The organism is Phyllobacterium sp. P5_D12, from assembly GCF_054049495.1.
Map to the genome: position 1 here is coordinate 1 of NZ_JBFUMG010000035.1, position 19,701 is coordinate 19,701.

General features: G+C 55.9%; 18 protein-coding genes. 8 read left to right on the forward strand and 10 right to left on the reverse strand.

Features of this window, described 5'->3' with window-relative positions; all coding sequences use genetic code 11:
* Both ACXJ5O_RS04635 and rarD read left to right on the forward strand, forming a co-directional pair.
* The coding region (locus ACXJ5O_RS04635) for an alpha-isopropylmalate synthase regulatory domain-containing protein (RefSeq protein WP_457298873.1) at positions 1-919 on the forward strand (919 nt) is incomplete at its 5' end.
* Positions 920-1,111: 192 nt separating this feature from the next.
* Positions 1,112-2,008: an EamA family transporter RarD gene (gene rarD / locus ACXJ5O_RS04640; protein ID WP_162701878.1), complete on the forward strand. Its 897-nt coding sequence runs from the start codon at positions 1,112-1,114 to the stop codon at positions 2,006-2,008.
* On the opposite strand, the gene ACXJ5O_RS04645 is transcribed toward rarD, so the two are convergent.
* Both ACXJ5O_RS04645 and ACXJ5O_RS04650 read right to left on the reverse strand, forming a co-directional pair.
* Complete coding sequence (locus ACXJ5O_RS04645; protein ID WP_457298874.1) at positions 2,005-3,018, reverse strand: CorA family divalent cation transporter; 1,014 nt, start codon at positions 3,016-3,018, stop codon at positions 2,005-2,007. The genes rarD and ACXJ5O_RS04645 overlap by 4 nt on opposite strands.
* 17 nt (positions 3,019-3,035) lie before the next feature.
* Entirely contained in the window at positions 3,036-3,641 is a 606-nt protein-coding gene (locus tag ACXJ5O_RS04650; protein ID WP_112527829.1) for an LOG family protein, read from the reverse strand.
* 174 nt (positions 3,642-3,815) lie between these two features.
* Here ACXJ5O_RS04650 and ACXJ5O_RS04655 point away from each other — a divergent pair, with 174 nt between their 5' ends.
* From ACXJ5O_RS04655 to pssA, 5 genes are all read left to right on the forward strand, one after another.
* The gene (locus tag ACXJ5O_RS04655; protein WP_457298875.1) at positions 3,816-5,063 is read left to right on the forward strand and encodes a LysM peptidoglycan-binding domain-containing protein; all 1,248 of its coding nucleotides are present in this window, start codon (positions 3,816-3,818) and stop codon (positions 5,061-5,063) included.
* Between the two features lie 90 nt (positions 5,064-5,153).
* Positions 5,154-5,525 carry an ArsR/SmtB family transcription factor gene (locus ACXJ5O_RS04660; protein WP_457298876.1) on the forward strand — a complete coding sequence of 124 codons (372 nt, stop codon included), beginning with the start codon at positions 5,154-5,156 and terminating at the stop codon, positions 5,523-5,525.
* Positions 5,526-5,527: 2 nt separating this feature from the next.
* Complete coding sequence (locus ACXJ5O_RS04665; protein WP_457298877.1) at positions 5,528-7,414, forward strand: ABCB family ABC transporter ATP-binding protein/permease; 1,887 nt, start codon at positions 5,528-5,530, stop codon at positions 7,412-7,414.
* Positions 7,415-7,519: 105 nt separating this feature from the next.
* Positions 7,520-8,218, forward strand: coding sequence for a phosphatidylserine decarboxylase (locus tag ACXJ5O_RS04670; protein WP_457298878.1), 699 nt, complete (start codon positions 7,520-7,522; stop codon positions 8,216-8,218).
* 10 nt (positions 8,219-8,228) lie between these two features.
* The gene (gene pssA, locus ACXJ5O_RS04675) at positions 8,229-9,071 is read left to right on the forward strand and encodes a CDP-diacylglycerol--serine O-phosphatidyltransferase (RefSeq protein WP_457298879.1); all 843 of its coding nucleotides are present in this window, start codon (positions 8,229-8,231) and stop codon (positions 9,069-9,071) included.
* A gap of 19 nt (positions 9,072-9,090) precedes the next feature.
* On the opposite strand, the gene ACXJ5O_RS04680 is transcribed toward pssA, so the two are convergent.
* Positions 9,091-10,044: an alpha/beta hydrolase family protein gene (locus ACXJ5O_RS04680; protein WP_457298880.1), complete on the reverse strand. Its 954-nt coding sequence runs from the start codon at positions 10,042-10,044 to the stop codon at positions 9,091-9,093.
* A 127-nt stretch (positions 10,045-10,171) separates the two neighbouring features.
* Positions 10,172-11,227: an alpha/beta hydrolase family protein gene (locus ACXJ5O_RS04685; RefSeq protein ID WP_457298887.1), complete on the reverse strand. Its 1,056-nt coding sequence runs from the start codon at positions 11,225-11,227 to the stop codon at positions 10,172-10,174.
* Positions 11,228-11,369: 142 nt separating this feature from the next.
* Here ACXJ5O_RS04685 and ACXJ5O_RS04690 point away from each other — a divergent pair, with 142 nt between their 5' ends.
* Positions 11,370-12,431 carry a helix-turn-helix domain-containing protein gene (locus tag ACXJ5O_RS04690; RefSeq protein ID WP_457298881.1) on the forward strand — a complete coding sequence of 354 codons (1,062 nt, stop codon included), beginning with the start codon at positions 11,370-11,372 and terminating at the stop codon, positions 12,429-12,431.
* Here the strand turns inward: ACXJ5O_RS04690 and ACXJ5O_RS04695 are convergent.
* The 6 genes from ACXJ5O_RS04695 to ACXJ5O_RS04720 all read right to left on the reverse strand — a co-directional run bounded on the left by ACXJ5O_RS04695 (position 12,428) and on the right by ACXJ5O_RS04720 (position 19,540).
* On the reverse strand, positions 12,428-13,180 hold the full coding sequence (locus ACXJ5O_RS04695; protein ID WP_457298882.1) for an SDR family NAD(P)-dependent oxidoreductase: 753 nt from the start codon (positions 13,178-13,180) through the stop codon (positions 12,428-12,430). The two genes, ACXJ5O_RS04690 and ACXJ5O_RS04695, sit on opposite strands and share 4 nt — an antisense overlap.
* A 9-nt stretch (positions 13,181-13,189) precedes the next feature.
* A complete protein-coding gene (purF, locus tag ACXJ5O_RS04700; RefSeq protein WP_457298883.1) occupies positions 13,190-14,683 on the reverse strand; it encodes an amidophosphoribosyltransferase in 1,494 nt (497 codons plus the stop codon).
* A 145-nt stretch (positions 14,684-14,828) separates the two neighbouring features.
* Positions 14,829-15,434 (reverse strand): CvpA family protein, encoded by a 606-nt coding sequence (locus tag ACXJ5O_RS04705; protein WP_457298884.1) that lies wholly within the window; start codon positions 15,432-15,434, stop codon positions 14,829-14,831.
* Positions 15,435-15,475: 41 nt separating this feature from the next.
* Positions 15,476-16,876: a DNA repair protein RadA gene (gene radA / locus ACXJ5O_RS04710; protein WP_457298885.1), complete on the reverse strand. Its 1,401-nt coding sequence runs from the start codon at positions 16,874-16,876 to the stop codon at positions 15,476-15,478.
* Positions 16,876-18,042: an alanine racemase gene (gene alr / locus ACXJ5O_RS04715; RefSeq protein WP_457298886.1), complete on the reverse strand. Its 1,167-nt coding sequence runs from the start codon at positions 18,040-18,042 to the stop codon at positions 16,876-16,878. Before alr ends, radA begins: the two co-directional genes overlap by 1 nt.
* Positions 18,043-18,046: 4 nt before the next feature.
* Positions 18,047-19,540: a replicative DNA helicase gene (locus ACXJ5O_RS04720; protein WP_224505708.1), complete on the reverse strand. Its 1,494-nt coding sequence runs from the start codon at positions 19,538-19,540 to the stop codon at positions 18,047-18,049.
* Positions 19,541-19,701: the final 161 nt, after the last annotated feature.

Consider the following 19,701-nt stretch of genomic DNA (forward strand, 5'->3'; position numbering starts at 1 on the left):
CAACGGTATCGGTGAGCGCTGCGGAAATGCCAATCTGGTGACGATCATCCCGACGCTCATGCTGAAATCCAATTGGTCGAAGCGTTTCGAAACCGGCATCAGCCTGGAGAAACTCCAGGGGCTTTCCCGCCTGTCACGCAGTTTCGACGAATTGCTCAACCGTGCACCCAATACGCAAGGCGCGTTCGTCGGTGCATCGGCATTTGCAACCAAGGCCGGTATTCACGCGTCGGCCTTGGTCAAGGAACCGGCGACATATGAACATGTACCGCCGGAAACTGTCGGCAATCGTCGCAAGCTCATGGTTTCGGACCAAGGCGGCAAATCGAATTTCATCAATGAACTTGAACGTCGCGGTATTCCGGTGGCCAAGTCGGATCCGAGGCTCGACACGTTGATCGCGCTGGTCAAGGAACATGAGTCCGAGGGCTATGCCTATGAAGGCGCTGACGCCAGTTTTGAGCTCCTGGCGCGACGGACGCTCGGCACTGTTCCGGAGTTCTTCAAAGTTGACTCATTCCGCTGCATGGTCGAGCGGCGTTTCGATGCAAATGGCAATATCAAGACCGTCTCGGAGGCCGTTGTCCGTATGGAGGTCGATGGTGAAACGCGGATGTCGGTCGCTGAAGGGCATGGACCGGTCAATGCACTCGATCTGGCGTTGCGCAAGGACATGGGCCGCTATCAGGACGAGATCGCTGATCTTGTGCTCGCTGATTTCAAGGTACGCATATTGAACGGCGGTACCGAGGCCATCACGCGTGTGCTCGTCGAGTCGACCGATTCCAGCAACGTGCGCTGGTGGACGGTCGGTGTTTCGGACAATATCATCGACGCATCCTTCCAGGCGTTAATGGATTCCATTGTCTATAAATTGATGAAAAATCGGGATTTGGCAGGGAAAATAGCTGCTGAATAAAGATTTTTTTGTCATTTTAGGGAATTCATGCCCCAATTTTGAGCGAAAACATCAAATGGCTTGATCGATTGATCAGTCGAATTCAATAGACGGCATGCCGCGCGGGGACTAGGACTTCGCACCATGACCCAACAAATCGATAGCAATCGAGCCGTCGCTGGCGACCATACGACATCCGATGCTTTCATTGGAATGTCGGATGGCAAGAAGGGATTTATTTTCGCCCTTTGTGCTTATCTGTTGTGGGGTATCCTGCCATTCTATTTGAAATCGGTTGCGCATATACCAGCGCTGGAAGTGGTGGCCCACCGTATTGTCTGGTCGGTTCCCATTGCCGTCGTACTGCTTTGGTGGCTTGGGTTGCTTGGCGATCTGAGGGTCGCTTTCACGACTCCGCGCATGCTGGCGATGGCTATATTGACCGCCAGTCTCATCACCGTGAACTGGGGCACCTATGTCTGGGCAATCGGCAATAATCACACTGTAGATACAGCGTTGGGCTATTACATCAATCCGCTGGTGAATGTGGTCCTTGGCGGCATCTTCCTGTCCGAACGCCTTTCGAAGGCGCAAATGGTTGCCATAGCTTTGGCCGCATGCGCGGTCATTCTGCTGACCGTGTCGTCCGGTGGTCTCCCGTGGATTTCACTCGTCCTCGCGTTCAGCTTTGGCTTTTATGGTTTCTTTCGCAAAACCTTGCCGATCGGCGCCATACAGGGCTTCACGCTTGAGGTACTGATACTTTCCGTTCCCTCGCTCGGTTTCATTGCCTGGACCCTGACGCAGAACACCAGCCACTTCACCAATGGCGCGCCGCACGACACGGGTCTGTTGCTGTTTGCAGGGCTTGCAACCGCTGTGCCGCTTATTTTCTATGCGCTTGGCGCCAAGCTCCTGCGCTATACGACCATTGGTTTGATGCAATATATTGCGCCGACGATTGTGTTCTTCATTGCAATCTTTGTTTTCGACGAGCCGTTCTCGCATGTACAGCTTATTGCATTCGGTCTGATCTGGTCAGCCCTTGCGATCTACACCTGGTCAATGGTGTATGAGGCGCGAAAGCTGCGATTGGCACCGGCGCATTAGTTCCGCGATCCGCCGATCTTTCTCACGACGAGATAAACCATTCCAGAAATACCGAGTGCCAAGGCAGTAATAAGCCAGAATCCATGTGTACTTTCCGCAAGCGGCAGTCCACCGGTATTCATGCCGAAAAGCCCGCTTATGACAGTGCTTGGCAAAAGGACCGCGGTCATTACCGACAGGACATACAGAAAGCGGTTTGACTGATCCGTGAGTTTCGCCAAGAGTTCGTCCTGGAGCAGGCGTGCACGCTGCTGCAATTGTTCACCTTCCGCGTGCAACGTTTCGGCGCGGCGCGACAAGCCTTCGATCAGATCGTCCAATTCTTCGGGAAAAACCCGGCGATCGGCGTGATCAATATGACGGAACAGACCTGTCGCCGCCGTGAGGTAGCGGTGAAACACAACGATCTGACGCCGGACAGGCACGAGACGTTCCCGCTCGCCCTGCCAGTTCTCGCCGACAATATGATCCTCGATGGAATCCAGGGTTTCCGAGAGTTTGGTGATCTCTATTTTTAGAAGATCGAGAAAACGCCGGAAGATGGCGTTGAACAGAGCGATTGGCGATTTCGGCTTTACCTTGCCGCCGAGAATAGCCTGACGTACATCGTCGACCGATTGGAGGGGGTGACGGCGTCCGCTGATGAAGAATCGCTCATTGAAAGCGAAGCGGAAATACCCAAGCTCCCGCGGATCGCCATAGTGCTTGTGCTGCAGGTCCGGCAATTCACCGTATAGCCAGCCCTCTTCATAGGTGATCTGATACTGATCGCCGGGGGAGAGCAATGCTTCCCGCACAACCTCCGGCAGGCTTTCGTCAGTTTCGAGATTGCGCCTTGCCCGCGCATCGGCAAGGCCATAGCTTTTCCAAACCCACGCACTTTCTGCTGCTCCAGCGTGTGCGGATGGCAATAATGTGCCGTCGTCGCGGAAGCTGTGGGCGATGACAAACTCATCACTTTGGATGAGGGGTGCGTTGCTTGGGGGATCGGGGGTAATATTATCCGCCATGAGATCCCTTTTGCTTGCTACAGCCGCTCTATGATTGCTTCATTGCCTTCCCGGTCACCTCGTGCAGCAGCATTGAGGATGGCGGGTACGATATCTTCCGGCTTCTCTACCACAAGCGGATTGACCAAATGTGACGTGTGCACGAAACCCTCGGCTTTCATGTGCTCGATGAGGGCCAGCATCGGATTCCAAAATCCGTTGATGTTGGCGAAGACCATAGGCTTCCGATGACGGCCGAGTTGCGCCCATGTCATGATCTCGACGATCTCTTCGACAGTGCCGATACCGCCGGGCAAGGTAACGAACGCGTCCGAGCGCTCGAACATCTTATGCTTGCGCTCATGCATGTCTTCGGTAACAATAAGCTCTGAAAGCTGGCCAAGCGCGTGTTCGGTGGCCTCTTTGTTCATCAGGAATTTCGGAATAATTCCTGTGACTTTGCCACCCGCAGACATGACTCCGTCTGCAACTGCGCCCATAATGCCTTTGGTGCCGCCGCCATAGACGAGCTCAAGTCCATGCTCAGCGATCGTTTGGCCGAGAAGCTTGCCGCTTTGTTTGTAAATCGGGTCGCGGCCCGGTGAGGAGCCGCAATAGACACAAATGGATCGAATCTTGCTCATACAATGAGTGGTGCCTTGCACATCACAAAACGTCAAGCCGGTGCAAATGCGAGACAAAAGTTTCATACGCCGGCTTTATGGATACGTCGAAAGAATGGGTCTGAATCTAAAGGGTTTTCTTGTAGCTTGGCAGAAAAGGCGGTAGAGCAAAAGGAACAATAGGATCGGGGAACGATGTTCGAGAATAAATTTGCGCTTTTGGGATTTGGTACTGTCGTTGCTGCTGGTCTTGTTGCGGCCTATGTTGGCCTGATGCCGGGCAAGCCCGTTGTGGAGCAACCGGCTCCTGTGATGAGTGGAACGGTGCAGACACAGCCTGCAGCGCCCTCGGCAAATTCCGAACCCCAAATTCAGTCCCTGACGACCGTACCGGAGTCAGACGTTGCTTCCGGACAGGTTTCGGCTCCACCGCCAGCGACGGCAAATAATGGCGCGCCAACTTTTGATGTTCTGCGTGTCGATCCCTCGGGCACTATCGTTATCGCCGGCAACGCCGCAAAAAATGCGACGGTTGACCTTTTGTCGCGCTCAAGCGTCATCGGCACGACCAAATCAGCTGAGAATGGTGATTTTGTTATCGCGCTGGATAATCCGCTGAAGCCGGGCGACTACCAGCTTGTCTTGCGTTCAACAACACAGGACGGCAGCGCCATGACTTCGCTTGAGACGGCGATAGTTTCCATTCCAGAGTCAAAGACTGGTCAGGTATTGGCTCTTGTTGAACAATCCGGCCAGCCCAGCCGCATGATCACAAAGCCCGAGCCGGTGGAACCCGCGCCTTCATCCACCCAGCCAACAACTGTTGCTGCACCCAAGGGCGACAAGCCTGGCCTCGCTCCCGTAGAGAAAGCGTTGATCACGGTCGAAGCAGTCGAGCTCGAAGGCAGCAAGATTTTCGTCGCTGGTAATGCCCAAGCGGGCTCTGCGGTAAAGGTCTACGCAAATTCCACTCTGCTTGGAACGACAAAGACAGCACCCAATGGCCGGTTTTTGGTACAGACTGTTCAGCAGCTGGCTGTCGGAGACTATATTATCCGTGCTGATATGCTGGGCAAGGATGGCGTGACGGTCGTGGCCAGAGCAGCGGTTCCGTTCAAGCGCGAGGCCGGCGAGCGTGTCTCGGCTGTCGCACCGGCAACTCCAGGTGCCGATACGCAAACCGAGACTGGTGCGATTGTACCACAAACCGACGGACAGGCGCCGCAAGTCGCTGAAGCGGGCACTCCCCTGCAGAACGTCGATGGATCGGTGATTATCCGCCGCGGTGACAGTCTTTGGCAGATTTCACGCCGTACCTATGGTGCTGGCATGCGCTACACGACTATCTATTTGGCTAACAAGGAACAGATCCGCAATCCGGACATGATTTACCCCGGGCAGATCTTCGCATTGCCAGAAAAAGATAAATCTGTAGTTCAATAGAAAAGACGGGCTGTTGACGCCCGTTTTCGAAAAAAAGAATCGCGATTTCTCCTTGCATCGGAAAATTATATCGTTTATCGCCGATGAACGATGAAATGCACGGGCTCGTTCCAACATCATTCTGATGCCAATACAGCGCGCATACTCGCCGCGTTGGCACATCCGGCGCGCTTGCGCATTATCCGCCAGCTCGCGTGCCTTGATGCTTCGTGTTGTAAGGATATCGTCGCTGGGCTCGATCTGGCACAGTCGACCGTATCGCAGCATTTGAAGATTCTCGTCGATGCCGGTCTTGTCCGTTACAAGCAGTCCGGCCAGAGCTCTCGTTACAGCATCGATCCGGCAGCGTTTGCCAATATGGCCGCACTCGTGAACGACATGGCAAGCCTTTGCTGCTCGCCAGGAACAATCATCGGGGAAACGCAAGAGTTGCCCGAACTCGAAATTGTCTTCAAGGATTAACAGTGGCCAACAAAACCGTCTCAGACGAGTCTGGAAAAACCCTTCAGACCATTCGTAATCTCTGGCCCTATATGTGGCCGATGGAACGCCCTGATTTAAGAATGCGGGTCGTCTGGGCTTCCGTGTATCTGATCATCTCGAAGGTGGTCCTGATCCTGGTTCCTTATTTTTTCAAATGGGCGACAAATGCCTTGAATGGGAAATTCGAGGCATCTGATCTGATACCGGCACTTCTCGTCGGTCCGCTCATGCTCGTGGCAGCTTATAATGCAGCACGTATCGTGCAGGCGGGTTTAAACCAGCTGCGCGATGCACTGTTCGCCAGCGTCGGCCAATATGCCGTACGAAAGCTTGCCTATAAGACCTTTGTTCATATGCATGAATTGTCGCTGCGCTTCCACGTCGAACGCCGTACCGGTGGTCTTTCGCGCATCATCGAACGCGGAACGAAGGGCATCGAAACCATCGTTCGCTTCACCATCTTGAATACGGCGCCGACGATCATCGAGTTTCTGATGACCRCGGTGATTTTCGCCGTGACCTATGGAATGTCTTATTTGGCTGTCGTGGTGGCGACCGTGTGGCTCTACACATGGTTCACGGTAAGAGCCAGTGACTGGCGCATCGGCATTCGCCGGGACATGAACGCCTCTGACACCGACGCCAACTCCAAGGCAATCGACTCGCTGCTCAATTATGAAACTGTCAAATATTTCGGCAATGAGACTATGGAGGCCGGCCGTTTTGATGCTGCCATGGCGCGCTACGAGATTTCGGCGACACGCATCTGGACGTCGCTTGGCTGGCTTAACTTTGGACAGGCGGTGATTTTCGGTATCGGCATGGCGGTCATGATGATCATGTCGGGCAGGGAGGTGATTGCCGGAACCCAGACATTGGGTGATTTTGTCTTCATTAATGCAATGCTGATGCAGTTGTCCGTCCCGCTCAACTTTATCGGCTTTATCTATCGGGAAGTGCGTCAGGGTCTAACGGATATCGAGCAGATGTTCGACCTGCTCGATGTCGAACAGGAAGTGATGGACAGGCCAGATGCCAGGCCGCTGGTGATCGAACGCGGGGCCGTGCGTTTTGATAACGTACAGTTCGCCTATGATCCGAAGCGTCCGATCCTGAAAGGCGTCAGCTTTGAGGTTCCCGCAGGCAAGACTGTAGCGATTGTTGGGCCTTCCGGCGCGGGCAAATCTACCCTGTCGCGCCTGCTGTTCCGCTTTTACGACATCCAGAATGGCTCGATCACCATTGACGGTCAGGATATCCGGGACGTGACACAGGACAGCTTGCGATCGGCTATCGGCATGGTTCCGCAAGATACTGTCCTCTTCAACGACACCATCGCCTATAATATCCGCTACGGGCGCATCACTGCGACGGAAGCCGAGATGCGCAATGCAGCGGAGCTTGCACAGATAGGACCTTTCATTGAAACGTTGCCCGAAGGCTATGACGCCATGGTAGGCGAGCGCGGACTCAAGCTTTCCGGCGGCGAAAAGCAGCGCGTGGCGATTGCAAGAACGATTTTGAAAGCTCCGCCTATTCTGATCCTTGACGAGGCGACCTCGGCACTCGATAGCGCTACCGAGCATGAGATTCAGTCGGCGCTCGATCTTGTCAGTCGCAATCGCACGACATTGGTCATCGCCCATCGGCTTTCAACCATCATCGGGGCTGATGACATTATTGTCCTGAAAGATGGGGTTATCGCCGAGCGCGGCACCCATGCGAAGCTTTTGGCCAAGAGGGGGCTATATGCCTCCATGTGGAACCGTCAGCGCGAGGCTACGGAAGCTGAGGAGCGTTTGCGCCGCGTACAAGAGGAAGACGACCTTGGCGTCATCGTGCGTGGAAAGCCCGCCATGCCCGCTTGAATGGTTTGCTCCAGCTGCCAATCTCCGATAAGTAACGCGCGACTTGCCTTGGAGCGCTCGCCGTTTCATGCAAGGTGAGCTGCCGGCACAACCAGGAATAAATTAATGAGTCTTGTTGATTCCATACGCAATACCTTGGTGCCTATCCACCGGGAAGGGTACCCGTTCATTGCCGGTTTTGCCGGCGCGACGATTGTCCTCGGCTATTTTTGGGAACCGTTGTTCTGGATTGGTCTCATTCTCACCGCTTGGTGCATCTATTTCTATCGTGACCCGCAGCGTGTTACCCCGACGGATGACAAGCTGGTGATCAGTCCGGCAGATGGCATCGTTTCAGCTGTTGGGCCCGCTATCCCGCCGCGCGAGCTTGGTCTTGGCGACAAGGAGATGACCCGGATATCCGTGTTCATGAATGTCTTTTCCTGCCACATCAACCGCGCCCCGGTGCGCGGCCGGATAACGACGATCGTGCACAAGCCGGGGAAGTTCCTGAACGCCGACCTCGACAAGGCCAGCACTGAGAATGAGCGCAACAGCCTTTTGATTGACGGTCCAAATGGTGAGATCGCTGTCGTGCAGATTGCCGGGCTTATAGCGCGCCGCATTGTCTGCTGGGCCGACGAAAACACTGCCATTTCGATCGGCGAGCGGTTCGGTCTCATCCGCTTCGGCTCGCGCGTTGACGTTTATCTGCCGGAGGGCTTTACGCCGCGCGTTGCGATCGGCCAGACTGCGGTCGGCGGCGAATCCGTCATCGCCGAATTCGGTGGCGCGGCAAGCGCTCCGTTGGTCCGGATCAGTTGAGGCAGGGCGCATGACCGAGACCGAAATCGATCCATTGTTTGACGAGAAGCCGCAGACCGCCGGACCGGTTGGCCGGCGCATTCCCATGCGCTATCTCGCACCCAATGTCATCACCGTTCTGGCGATCTGCGCCGGACTGACCGGTATCCGGCTGGCCTTCGAGAATCGTTTCGAGCTGGCAGTGTCCATGGTGCTTCTCGCGGCATTTCTAGACGGGATCGACGGACGCATCGCCCGTATGATGAAGGGCTCCACGAAGTTCGGCGCACAGATGGATTCGCTGGCCGACATCGTCAATTTTGGCGTTGCTCCGGCGCTGGTGCTTTACGCCTATATGCTGGATCAGGCGCGCTCGTTCGGTTGGATTGCGGCGTTGCTTTACTGCATCGCATGTTGCCTGCGTTTGGCACGCTTCAATGTGATGCTTGACGTCGTCGGCAAGCCGCTCTGGCAGAACAATTTCTTCACCGGCGTACCGGCTCCGGCAGGAGCCATGCTCGTCATGCTGCCGGTCTATCTCGGCTTTCTGGGTCTCGCGCCAACGCGTGCGATCGCCTTTGCGGCCGCTGCCTATACCGTTGGGGTCGCGGTGCTGATGATCAGCCGCCTGCCGGTCTATAGCGGCAAGGCTGCAGGTACGAGGCTGCGTTCGGATTGGGTCATGCCCACATTCCTGTTCATCGTGGTCTACGTGGCATTCCTGATGAGTTATACGTGGCAAACGCTGACACTTACAGCAATCGCCTTCTTCCTGTCGCTACCCTTCAGTGCGCGAGCGTGGAAGCGCTACGAAGCGGCAGATCGCGCCGCTTTGGCAGAAACTGAAAGCGGTGGTTCCGAAACCCTTTCCTGATTTCGGAACCAGGCGGGTTTCACTGCTCGGCTTCAATCAGATTCTTGCGGAAGAAGGCCAGGATATCTGTGTTGAACTGCCTGTGGAAAGCGACGCGATCAAAGCCTGCCCTGTCGGTGCATAGCTCAGACTCACCGGAGTTGGCCACGAGTTTCGCGAATTCCTGACTGCAAGATGGGAGAAAAGAGAAATGGCCAGAGTTCGGTACGATGCGATAGTCTGGCTTGGTGGGCAGGTTATGAGCAACCGTTGCGGCATCTTTGGGCGATAGACCGTCTCCACCATATTCAGATGCCCATAACTGGACTGGAACCGTCACTTTGCCCAAGCCTTCGGCGGTGAATAGGCTACCGCCCGCGGGGTCAACCAACACTGCAGCTTTGATCCGTGGATCACCGGCCAAGGGAGCAATTGCGGCGCTGCGAATTTGCTCGCAAAAGCGGTTTCCCGGATAGGTCGGGCAATTATCAAGCAGCAATTTCCAGTCGGGGTTGCCGCCAATCATGGCGAGGCCAGTGAAGCCGCCTCGTGAAAAGCCGAAAACGCCGATTCGCGCCGGATCGATCTGCGATGTATTTGACCAGCGATCCAACATGAAATCGACAAGCCTTGTCATATCGACAGGGCGCTGGGTCATGGAAGCTATATCGTTCGGATCTCTCGTTTTCGATTGGCCGCTATCTCGTGGATGATTGATGGCAGCGACTACAAATCCTGCATCTGCAAGCATTTCAGCAAGTGCATGATAATTGCCGGACCATCCACCCACACCATGAGAGATCACGATGAGCGGAAGTTTTTCACCTGCGAGTGGACAGTCTCGCACGGCTGTCGAATAGTCGAAGCCTATTTCTACCCGCGCCGGCTTGCCGACACACGGATACCAGACGGCAGCCGTCAGAACTGGTCCACGATCATTGGAAGGCACCTCGATGAATTTGAGACCTGCGGCCTGAGACGGGAGGATACTCAAGGCAAGAGCCGAAACAAAGATCGAGAGTGTAAGTATTTTCCGAAATTTCGTCGCAATCTCAATCGCTTAGGCACTTCGTCCGAAAAGCCTCTTGAGGTAACTATTTTTTGCAAGCTCGATGTGCAGGCTATTTGGTGGGGGAAGTCTTTAGTGTCCGTTCGAAGGCTTTGCTTATCATGTCGATCAGCTGCGCGTGAATTCCGGCGCGTGACCGCCCGCCACCGTCATCGCAAAGTGGATCACCTATCTTTTCAGACACAATGATGTCGGCAGCGCCGGGTTTGCATTCGGCAAACATGCTATAATGGCTCGCATCTTCAACGACTGTGTAACTCGCATTTGCAATCGCTTTTGCGATCCCGGAGGCTTGAGCGCTCAGGGGGATTTTCCCTGGTTGACCGAGATTAATGATATCAACCGGGATTTCAATTCTGGCAAAGCTGTTGAATTCGAAGATATCAGATGGGGCAGGATCAATTGCCATGGCAAACCGGACGCGTTCATCTCTATTGTCACGATTTGCAGATTCCAAATTCATCGCATGAAGGTCAACGCCGCTCTGTCTGACCCACCCGCAAAGCGAAGGATTGAGCAAGTCCGTATCGCAATAGCCTGCCAAAAGTTGTGGATCTATGCGAGCACCCGCTATTGCCAAAGCGGTATTGCCACCCATGGAAAGACCAAGAACACCAATTTTGTCTTGATCAAGGTGATTTTGGAAGAGTTCATCCTTCTCAATTGTATTCAAGGCTTCCGTGAGATCGGAAGGTCTCAACCACATCTTCATTGTCTCAGCGGCGGATTTATTGCTGCCCGTATTCCTCGGATGCGTAGGGGCGACAACAACGAAGCCCTGCTCAGCTAAGGGTGTTGCAACCCAGCTTAAAGCTTGCGCGTTTCCGGCCAGCCCAGCACCATGTGAAAGCAGGATAACCGGAAACTTCCCCCGGGACATCGGTGCGTCGCGCGTAGCGGGCGTTCCAACAAAAAACGGGCTCTCGCCCAGCACTATCGCCTTGCCACCAGCTTGCGCCGGATACCAGACGGTGACATCAAGATCGACTCCACGCTCTTTCGATGGCGCAAGGATTTGGCGTACACCGACTGTATCATCAGCCTTGGCTATGTGCATCGCTGTCAGGGATAGGATGGTTGCAGCACAAACTATCGTCGAAAACGTCATCGGTTCTCCTTGAGTTGGCACTTGATCGGCGCTGCGCCAAGGGAGCGGTATCGAGGTACTATTTTCGACCTCAAACACAATTTCGGTCGTCCTCAATCGCGATTGAGGTCATAGTGATCCATAAATTGTTGGTATTTGACCCATGCTCTTTGTCCCGCTGCCATTTGTCGTTGCATTTCTGCTTCTCATCTTGCTGGTCCAGATGATCCGGCGGAATGACAACAATGCACCCAACCTCTTTTTCACCGCTTTGATCGCCGTCTACGTTTTGCAGTCGGTCGTGATTGGTGTGCGCTGGGGTTACGGGGTGACCAAAATCCTGCCGGTGCAGGCCTTGCTGGCAGCGATCGTTCCTGCACTCGCCTGGCTAAGTTTTGAAGGGCTGAGAGACGGGCAGTCGCCGTTGAAGCGGCCAATGCTCCTGTTGCACGCGCTTCCGGCCTTGCTGATCCTTGGCTTCATCGCGTTCTGGCCAGCCCCTATTTCGCTTGCTCTCATTCTTATTTTTCTCGGCTACGGCATTGCGCTCACTGCGCTCGCATGGGCGGGACCCAATGCGCTCGGCTCATCGAGGCTCGATGGCGTGATCAGCGCCTACCGGGCTTTGCAGGTTACGGCCTTTGCCGTATTGGCTTCAGGCTTGACGGATATCGTGATCAGCTTTGATTTCGCGGAAACTGGCGGCGTCTATTCCGGCAGCATTGTTGCATTCGGCAACGTATTGGCTTTGCTCATTTTGGGWACAGCAGCCACGGTTGCAGGGACGAGCCAGCCGCCCACCGAGGCCGCGGGTGATGAAGGGTTCGCACCGGTCATAACGCCGAGTGTGGAGGATACAGAAGTTGCCGCCTCTCTCGACGATCTGATGCAATCGCGCTTCCTCTATCGCGATGTCGATCTCAATCTCAACCGGCTTGCCCGGAAAATGGGCCTACCGGTCCGGCAAGTGTCGAGCGCGGTCAACCGCGTCAAATCGATGAGCGTCTCGCAATATGTGAATGATTACAGGGTGAGGGAAGCTTGCCGCTCGCTTGCCGATACAGACGAACCGATCACGCGGATCATGTTCGATGCYGGCTTTCAGACGAAGTCGAATTTCAATCGCGAGTTCCTGCGTGTCACTGGCATGAGCCCGAAGGCGTGGCGTGCCCGGGCTTCTGTCGCAAACGAGAAGACGGAAAAGATCATTCGCCTCGTTGGTTAACTCGGGTCGTTGTAGCTCAGCAATTTGTCGGCGCGCACGTCGTAAAGCTTGCCGGTCGCGTTTAGCGCCGGGTCACAGAGCAGGGCGATCTTTGCGGCGACCTCCGCCGGCGTGGGCAAGGCCTCAGGATCTTCACCTGGCATAGCCTGTGCGCGCATGGCGGTGCGGGTAGCCCCAGGGTCGACGGAATTGATGCACAAGCGCGTCTGTTGCGACTCCTCGGCCCAGGTACGTGCCATCACTTCCACAGCGGCCTTGGAAGCTGCGTAGGGTCCCCAATAGGCGCGCGCGGTATGTGCCACGCCCGACGATAGCAGGATGGCGCGCCCGGCATCGGACAGCTTGAGGAGCGGATCGGTGGTGCGGATCAGGCGCCAGACACTCGTGACATTGATTGCCACCAATCGGTCGAAGACTTTCGCCTCCACATGTCCGATAGGCGAAATCGTTCCAAGAATGCCCGCATTAGCGACCATGATATCAAGCTTGCCCCAGCGCTCATGAATGGAACCGCCCAGCCGGTCGATGGCGGGCATGTCGGTCAAGTCTAAGGGAACCAGCGTTGCGGTTCCGCCAGCTGCCTTGATTTCGTCGTCGAGTTCCTCAAGCCCACCCACTGTGCGGGCAACGGCAATAACGTGAGCGCCGCGGGCTGCAAGTTCTTTGGAGAGAGAATAGCCAATGCCACGCGATGCGCCGCTGACAAGCGCAAGCTTGCCGTCCAGCCGAAAACTGCCGTCAGAAATCATAGAGTGAACTCAACCGTTATTTGCGAGAAGCGAGAACTGGCGAACGTTACTCGCCCCGTCCTTGTCGAGAAGCCGCGTCGGATAATCGCCAGTGAAGTAGTGATCGGTGAACAGCGGCGAGCGTGGATCGCGAGGGGCGCCGCTGACAGCCTTGTAAAGCCCGTCGATGGACAGGAATGCCAGGGAATCTGCTCCGATGTAGTCGCACATCGCATCAAGGTCCGCATACTGGTTGGCCAGCAGCTTGTCCGCATCGGGCGTGTCTATGCCGTAGAAATCCGGATGGAAGATCATCGGGCTGGCAACGCGGATATGCACTTCGCGCGCACCGGCGTCACGGATCATCTGCACGATCTTGACCGAAGTCGTACCGCGCACGATGGAATCGTCCACAAGCACAACACGCTTGCCTTCAATGACGGCACGGTTGGCCGAGTGCTTCAGCTTCACACCAAAGGCGCGGATCGACTGGGTCGGCTCAATGAAGGTGCGTCCGACATAATGGTTGCGGATGATGCCGAGCTCGAAGGGAATGCCGCTTGCCTGGGCAAAGCCAATGGCTGCCGGGGTGCCGCCATCCGGAACTGGAACCACCACATCGGCCTCGAGCGGTGCTTCCTTGGCAAGGTTGATGCCCATGTTCTTGCGGGCAGTGTAGACGTTGCGTCCGCCAACGACTGAGTCCGGACGGGCGAAGTAAACGTATTCAAACAGGCAAAGCCGTTCGCGCTTCGGATTCTGCGGCTTATATGTATCGATGCTGATCGACCCATCAGCCTGGATTTCGCAGACCACCACTTCGCCGTTCTCGATATCGCGGACGAATTTCGCACCGATAATGTCGAGCGCGCAGGTTTCGGAAGCAAAAATCGGCTTGCCGTCGAGTTCACCCATCACGAGCGGGCGAATGCCGATCGGGTCACGCGCAGCGATGAGCTTGGTGCGGGTGAGGGCGAGCATCGCATAACCGCCTTCCATCTGGCGGATCGCATCGATGAAGCGATCGCTGGATGAGGCGTGGCGTGAACGGGCGATAAGGTGCAGCACGACTTCGGTATCGGAATTGGACTGGCAGATGGCGCCATCGGCAATCAGCTGGCGGCGCAGCGTGAGGCCGTTGGTGAAATTGCCATTATGGGCAATCGCGATGCCGCCGACCTCAAGTTCGGCCAGAAGCGGCTGCACGTTGCGCAGAACCGTGTCGCCGGTGGTCGAATAGCGTACATGGCCGATGGCCCGGTCGCCGGGCAGTTGTGCAAGGGTTGCCGGATTGGTGTAGTGGTCTCCGACGAGACCCATGCGGCGTTCCGAACAAAACTGTTTCCCGTCATAGGAGACGATACCGGCTGCTTCCTGGCCGCGATGCTGCAGGGCGTGCAGGCCGAGCGCGGTCAGGGTCGCGGCGTCGGGATGCCCCAAAATGCCAAACACACCGCACTCTTCATGCAGTGTGTCGTCATCCAGGGACATCAATTGATTATCGTTACGAGAAATGTCGGTCATTGCCGCCAGCCCTTCCGCCCCAAGATTACCTTGGATCGAGTCAATTGTGCCTGTTTTGCATTATGCCACGTATATGGAGCATTACCAAGTAAACGCCAAGGCCTGATAAATGCCAATATTGACGCAGTTGTGTTCTTCGACTGCATCAAGGCTGGTTTGTCGACCCTTCCGGCGGAATGTCTTCCTTCGGCTCCGGTGTTGTGGTGGCGCCGTCGGGTGCTGCATCCGGGGCCGCTGTCGTACCGGGCTTCAGGCGGTTGAGGATGGTTGATTCCGGGTCCTCTGGCAACAGGCTGATCAGTTTTGTACCCAGCTGATCGATCATCGGCTTGGATTTTGCCTGACCAACCCATGCCGGCTGGTTCTCGGGAACAAGCCAATTGAAGAACAGCATGGCGACAACGACGAGAAGGATGCCCCGCGCTGCGCCGAAGAGGAAACCCAGCGTACGATCGAGTGCGCCGATACGGCTGTCGATGATGAAATCGGCAATCTTCATTGTAATGATCGACACGACAATCAGCGTAACGACAAAGACGAGGCCGGCTGCTGCGATCTGTGCAATCGTATCATTGCTGATATAGGGCGTAAGGAACGGAATGACCGGCTTGTAGAACAGATACGCGGCTGCCGCTGCAGCTGCCCAGGAAACCACCGACAAAACTTCGCGCGAAAAGCCGCGCACCATGGCCAAAACCGCCGAAACGAGAGTGATGCCCAATAGAATTCCGTCAAGCAACGTTATTGGCATTTAAGTTCATCCCCATATTCAGTCTGGCCAATACTATCTGGTCAGTCGTCGCGTTGTCTCTTGTCAGGTCCCGATGCCGCAATCCGGGCCACTAGGTCCGGCAGCGAAGCGGTTTCTGTCAGACGAGCATTGCCGTTCTTTGCCACATCGTTGCTTCCCTTGGGAAGAACAGCCTGCTTGAACCCAAGCTTATCTGCCTCCTTCAGCCTCTGCACAGCGTGCGCCACCGGGCGAACCGCACCAGATAAACTGACTTCGCCGAAATAGACGCAATCTGCGGGAAGGGCAATACCGGCAATTGAGGAAACGAGCGCAGATGCAACTGCAAGGTCTGCTGCGGGCTCGGTTATTCGATATCCACCGGCCACATTCAGGTAAACGTCGTGCTGACCGAACCTTACGCCGCAATGCGCTTCGAGTACGGCGAGAATCATMGACAGCCGGTTTCCATCCCACCCGACAACTGCGCGGCGTGGCGTGCCAAGCGTCGAGGGTGCAACCAGCGCCTGGATTTCGACGAGTATCGGACGCGTACCCTCCATGCCTGCAAAAACTGCAGCTCCTGGAGACTTTTCGTTGCGTTCACCCAGGAAAAGCTCGGAAGGATTGGCGACTTCGCGCAATCCTTTGTCTGACATTTCGAACACGCCGATCTCATCCGTCGGACCAAAACGATTCTTAACAGTCCTCAAGATGCGGTAATGGTGGCCGCCTTCGCCTTCAAAATAGAGTACGGCATCGACCATATGCTCGATCACGCGAGGCCCCGCGATCTGACCCTCCTTTGTAACGTGGCCTACGAGAACAACTGCTGCGCCGGTCTGCTTGGCATAGCGGATCATGGCTTGGGCGCCGGCTCGCACCTGCGTCACTGTGCCGGGGGCAGAATCGGCGGCGTCTGTCCACAATGTCTGGATCGAATCGATGATGATCAAATCTGGCCGCTTCGAATCGGAGATGGTCGCCAAGATGTCTTCGACATTGGTTTCGGCCGCGAGCAGCACGTCGGTATCGGCAGCGTGCAATCGCTGGGCGCGCAACCTGATTTGCGCCACTGCTTCTTCACCCGAAACGTAAACGACGCGGTGACCCTGGCGGGCGAGGGCAGCAGCTGCTTGTGTCAGCAATGTGGATTTGCCGATTCCGGGATCGCCGCCGATAAGGATGGCCGAGCCGCGGACGAAGCCGCCGCCGGTGACACGATCCAGTTCGCCGATGCCGGACTGGATGCGCGGTGCATCCTCGATCTCGCCGGACAGCGTGGTCAGCGCTACTGCGCGACCTTTGCGGGACGAAAGCTTGCCTGGCCCGCTACCGATGCCGCCAGCAGTGCCTTCCTCAACGAGCGTGTTCCACTCGCCGCACTCATCGCACTTGCCGGCCCAGCGGGTATGTACTGCACCGCAGTTCTGACAGATAAATTGAACTCTTGGCTTTGCCATCAATGACTTTCGGATTTGAGATAGCGCCGGTGATAGCGATTCCCAAGGCTGGTAAGCAACTCATATCCGATCGTTCCAGCGGCGCGAGCAGCGTCGTCCAACGCAATGTTGTGTCCGAAGAGTTCGACGTAGTCCCCTGGGCTGACCGCATCCACGGGAAGATCAGTGACATCAAACGATGTAAGGTCCATGGTGACGCGACCAACAATCGGAACTTTGCTCCCGGCGACAAAGCCTTCGCCGCCGTTGGGTACAGCGCCGCGCAACGGCACACCGCTGCCCGATGCGGAACGAAGATAGCCATCCGCATAGCCCACTGAGCAAACGGCAATACGCGTGTCGCGTTTAAGCGTCGCGGTAGCGCCGTAACCCACGGTCTCGCCCTTTAGTCCAGTGCGGATCTGTACAATGCGTGCTTCCAGCGTCACCACAGGGCGCATGGGATTGGCGGCGGCGGAAAGTGGTTCGCCGCCATACATGGCAACGCCGGGGCGGCTAAGCTCATATTCACCTATGGCCGCGTGAAAAATGCCGGGGGAATTTGCGATGCTGGATTCAATTCCTGCAAAAGCCTCGCGAAGCTTTTGAAATGATCCAATTTGTTTCCGGTTCAACGCATGCGCTTGATCGTCAGCCGTAGCGAGGTGCGTCATCAGTAGAACCGGCTTTGGGTTCCGTAGATCAGCCGCGAAAGTCAAGGCTTCCCCGACGGTAATGCCGAGACGGTTCATACCGGTGTCCACGTGCAGCGCGAAGGGAAGCTCGTCCTTTCGACGGGAATTCAGGTGCTTCCACAAATCGAGCTCATGGACCGAGCCAAGAACGGGAATGAGGTCCGATTGGCAGTAGGCTTCGAATGCTTCGGCGAAAAACCCGTTGAGCACAAACACCCGCGCATCAGGCGCGACAGCTTTTACCCGCAGACCTTCCTCGGCCAGCGCGACAAAGAAAGTGCGGCATCCCGCCTGCCACAATGCCGGTACGACCTGCACAATGCCGAGGCCGTACGCGTCGGCCTTGACGACAGCACTGGCCTCTGCGGGTTTCGATTTTTCGGCGAGGAATAGCCAATTGGTGACAAGCGCATCGAGATCGATTGTTAGCCGTCCCCCGGCTAGCCGAGGATCTGCGCCGGTCGTGGTGGTTTGGGGCTTTTTGGCAGTCAAAGGTTCACTCGAACCGTTCAGGAAGATGCGAATCTTCGGCTAGGTCGGTAAAGCGGGTAAATTCCGCCTGGAAGGCCAGTCTTACGGTGCCTGTCGGGCCGTGACGTTGCTTGGCGACGATGACTTCCGCTTTGCCCGTAGCCTCGTTGAGATCGGCCTGCCACTTGAAATGCTCTTCCGTCCCGACCTTCGGTTCCTTGTTCTTGATGTAATATTCGTCGCGATAAACGAAAAGCACAACGTCCGCGTCCTGCTCGATCGAACCGGATTCGCGCAAGTCGGAAAGTTGCGGATGCTTGTCTTCGCGGCTTTCCACCTGACGCGACAGCTGGGAAAGGGCGATGATCGGCGTGTTCAATTCCTTGCCGAGCGCTTTCAGCCCCGTGGTGATTTCGGTAATCTCCTGCACGCGATTTTCCGACGCGCGCTTTGACGACCCCTGCATCAGCTGAATGTAGTCGATGACCAGAACGTCGAGCCCGCGCTGACGCTTTAGCCGCCGCGCCCGCGCTGCAAGCTGGGCAATCGAAATACCGCCGGTCTGATCGATATAAAGCGGCACTTTCTGCATGTGCTGCGAACACGCAACCAGTTTTTCGAAATCCGCTTCGCTGATCTCGCCACGGCGGATTTTCGAGGAACTGATCTCCGATTGCTCCGAAATGATACGCGTGGCCAGCTGTTCCGACGACATTTCCAGTGAGAAAAAGCCGACCACGCCGCCATTCTTTGCCTTGAACGTACCGTCTGCCAATTGTTCCGGTTCATAGGCTGCGGCAATGTTGAATGCAATATTGGTTGCAAGCGAGGTCTTGCCCATGCCCGGGCGTCCGGCGAGGACAATCAGATCGGACGGTTGAAGGCCGCCCATGCGCGCATCGAGCGCGCGAATACCTGTCGATATACCGGACAAGTGACCGTCGCGCATGAACGCCGCATTGGCCATGTCGACGGCCGTTTTGACCGCGTCGGTAAATGTCTGAAACCCGCCATCGTAGCGGCCAGTCTCGGCGAGCTCGAACAGGCGTCGTTCCGCATCTTCGATCTGGCCCTGCGGCGCCACATCAACCGGCGCGTCATAGGCTATGTTGACCATGTCTTCGCCGATGGTAATCAAGGCGCGCCGCGTGGCCAGATCGTAGATCGCCCGGCCGTAGTCTTCGGCGTTGATGATCGTTACCGCCTCCGCAGCGAGACGGGCGAGATATTGCATCACCGTCATTTCGCCAATTTTGGCGTCAGCCGGCATGAATGTCTTCAGCGTCACCGGATTCGCCATCTTCCCCATGCGAATCATATCGGACGCGACTTCGAAGATCTTGCGATGCAGCGGTTCGTTGAAATGGGTCGACTTCAGAAAGTCGGAAACACGGTAAAACGCATCATTATTGACGAGAATGGCGCCCAACAGGGCCTGTTCTGCCTCGATATTGTTAGGGGCTTCGCGGTAAAGTGCTCCTTGAGCCTCATTGATCTTGCGTACCGTAGCTTCAGCCATTTCAAATTTTCCTGTTCTCCACAATTATGGCTCAGGGGGAAAAATTTAGGACTGCTGTTTTGTCCTTTTCCACACCACTTCACATAAATACGCGGGACCATCGAATAATCGAGAACAAGCAATGTTACAAAGCAATAAATAGGCGAGTCACGCTTGACTCT

What these genes read in the sequence shown, in the direction of transcription:
- ACXJ5O_RS04645 (WP_457298874.1), bottom strand. Translation starts at nt 3,018, where the DNA reads ATGGCGGATAATATTACCCCCGATCCCCCAAGCAACGCACCCCTCATC.
- ACXJ5O_RS04650 (WP_112527829.1), bottom strand. Translation starts at nt 3,641, where the DNA reads ATGAGCAAGATTCGATCCATTTGTGTCTATTGCGGCTCCTCACCGGGC.
- ACXJ5O_RS04660 (WP_457298876.1), top strand. Translation starts at nt 5,154, where the DNA reads ATGAAATGCACGGGCTCGTTCCAACATCATTCTGATGCCAATACAGCG.
- pssA (WP_457298879.1), top strand. Translation starts at nt 8,229, where the DNA reads ATGACCGAGACCGAAATCGATCCATTGTTTGACGAGAAGCCGCAGACC.
- ACXJ5O_RS04670 (WP_457298878.1), top strand. Translation starts at nt 7,520, where the DNA reads ATGAGTCTTGTTGATTCCATACGCAATACCTTGGTGCCTATCCACCGG.
- ACXJ5O_RS04720 (WP_224505708.1), bottom strand. Translation starts at nt 19,540, where the DNA reads ATGGCTGAAGCTACGGTACGCAAGATCAATGAGGCTCAAGGAGCACTT.
- purF (WP_457298883.1), bottom strand. Translation starts at nt 14,683, where the DNA reads ATGACCGACATTTCTCGTAACGATAATCAATTGATGTCCCTGGATGAC.
- ACXJ5O_RS04705 (WP_457298884.1), bottom strand. Translation starts at nt 15,434, where the DNA reads ATGCCAATAACGTTGCTTGACGGAATTCTATTGGGCATCACTCTCGTT.
- ACXJ5O_RS04655 (WP_457298875.1), top strand. Translation starts at nt 3,816, where the DNA reads ATGTTCGAGAATAAATTTGCGCTTTTGGGATTTGGTACTGTCGTTGCT.
- ACXJ5O_RS04685 (WP_457298887.1), bottom strand. Translation starts at nt 11,227, where the DNA reads ATGACGTTTTCGACGATAGTTTGTGCTGCAACCATCCTATCCCTGACA.
- ACXJ5O_RS04695 (WP_457298882.1), bottom strand. Translation starts at nt 13,180, where the DNA reads ATGATTTCTGACGGCAGTTTTCGGCTGGACGGCAAGCTTGCGCTTGTC.
- rarD (WP_162701878.1), top strand. Translation starts at nt 1,112, where the DNA reads ATGTCGGATGGCAAGAAGGGATTTATTTTCGCCCTTTGTGCTTATCTG.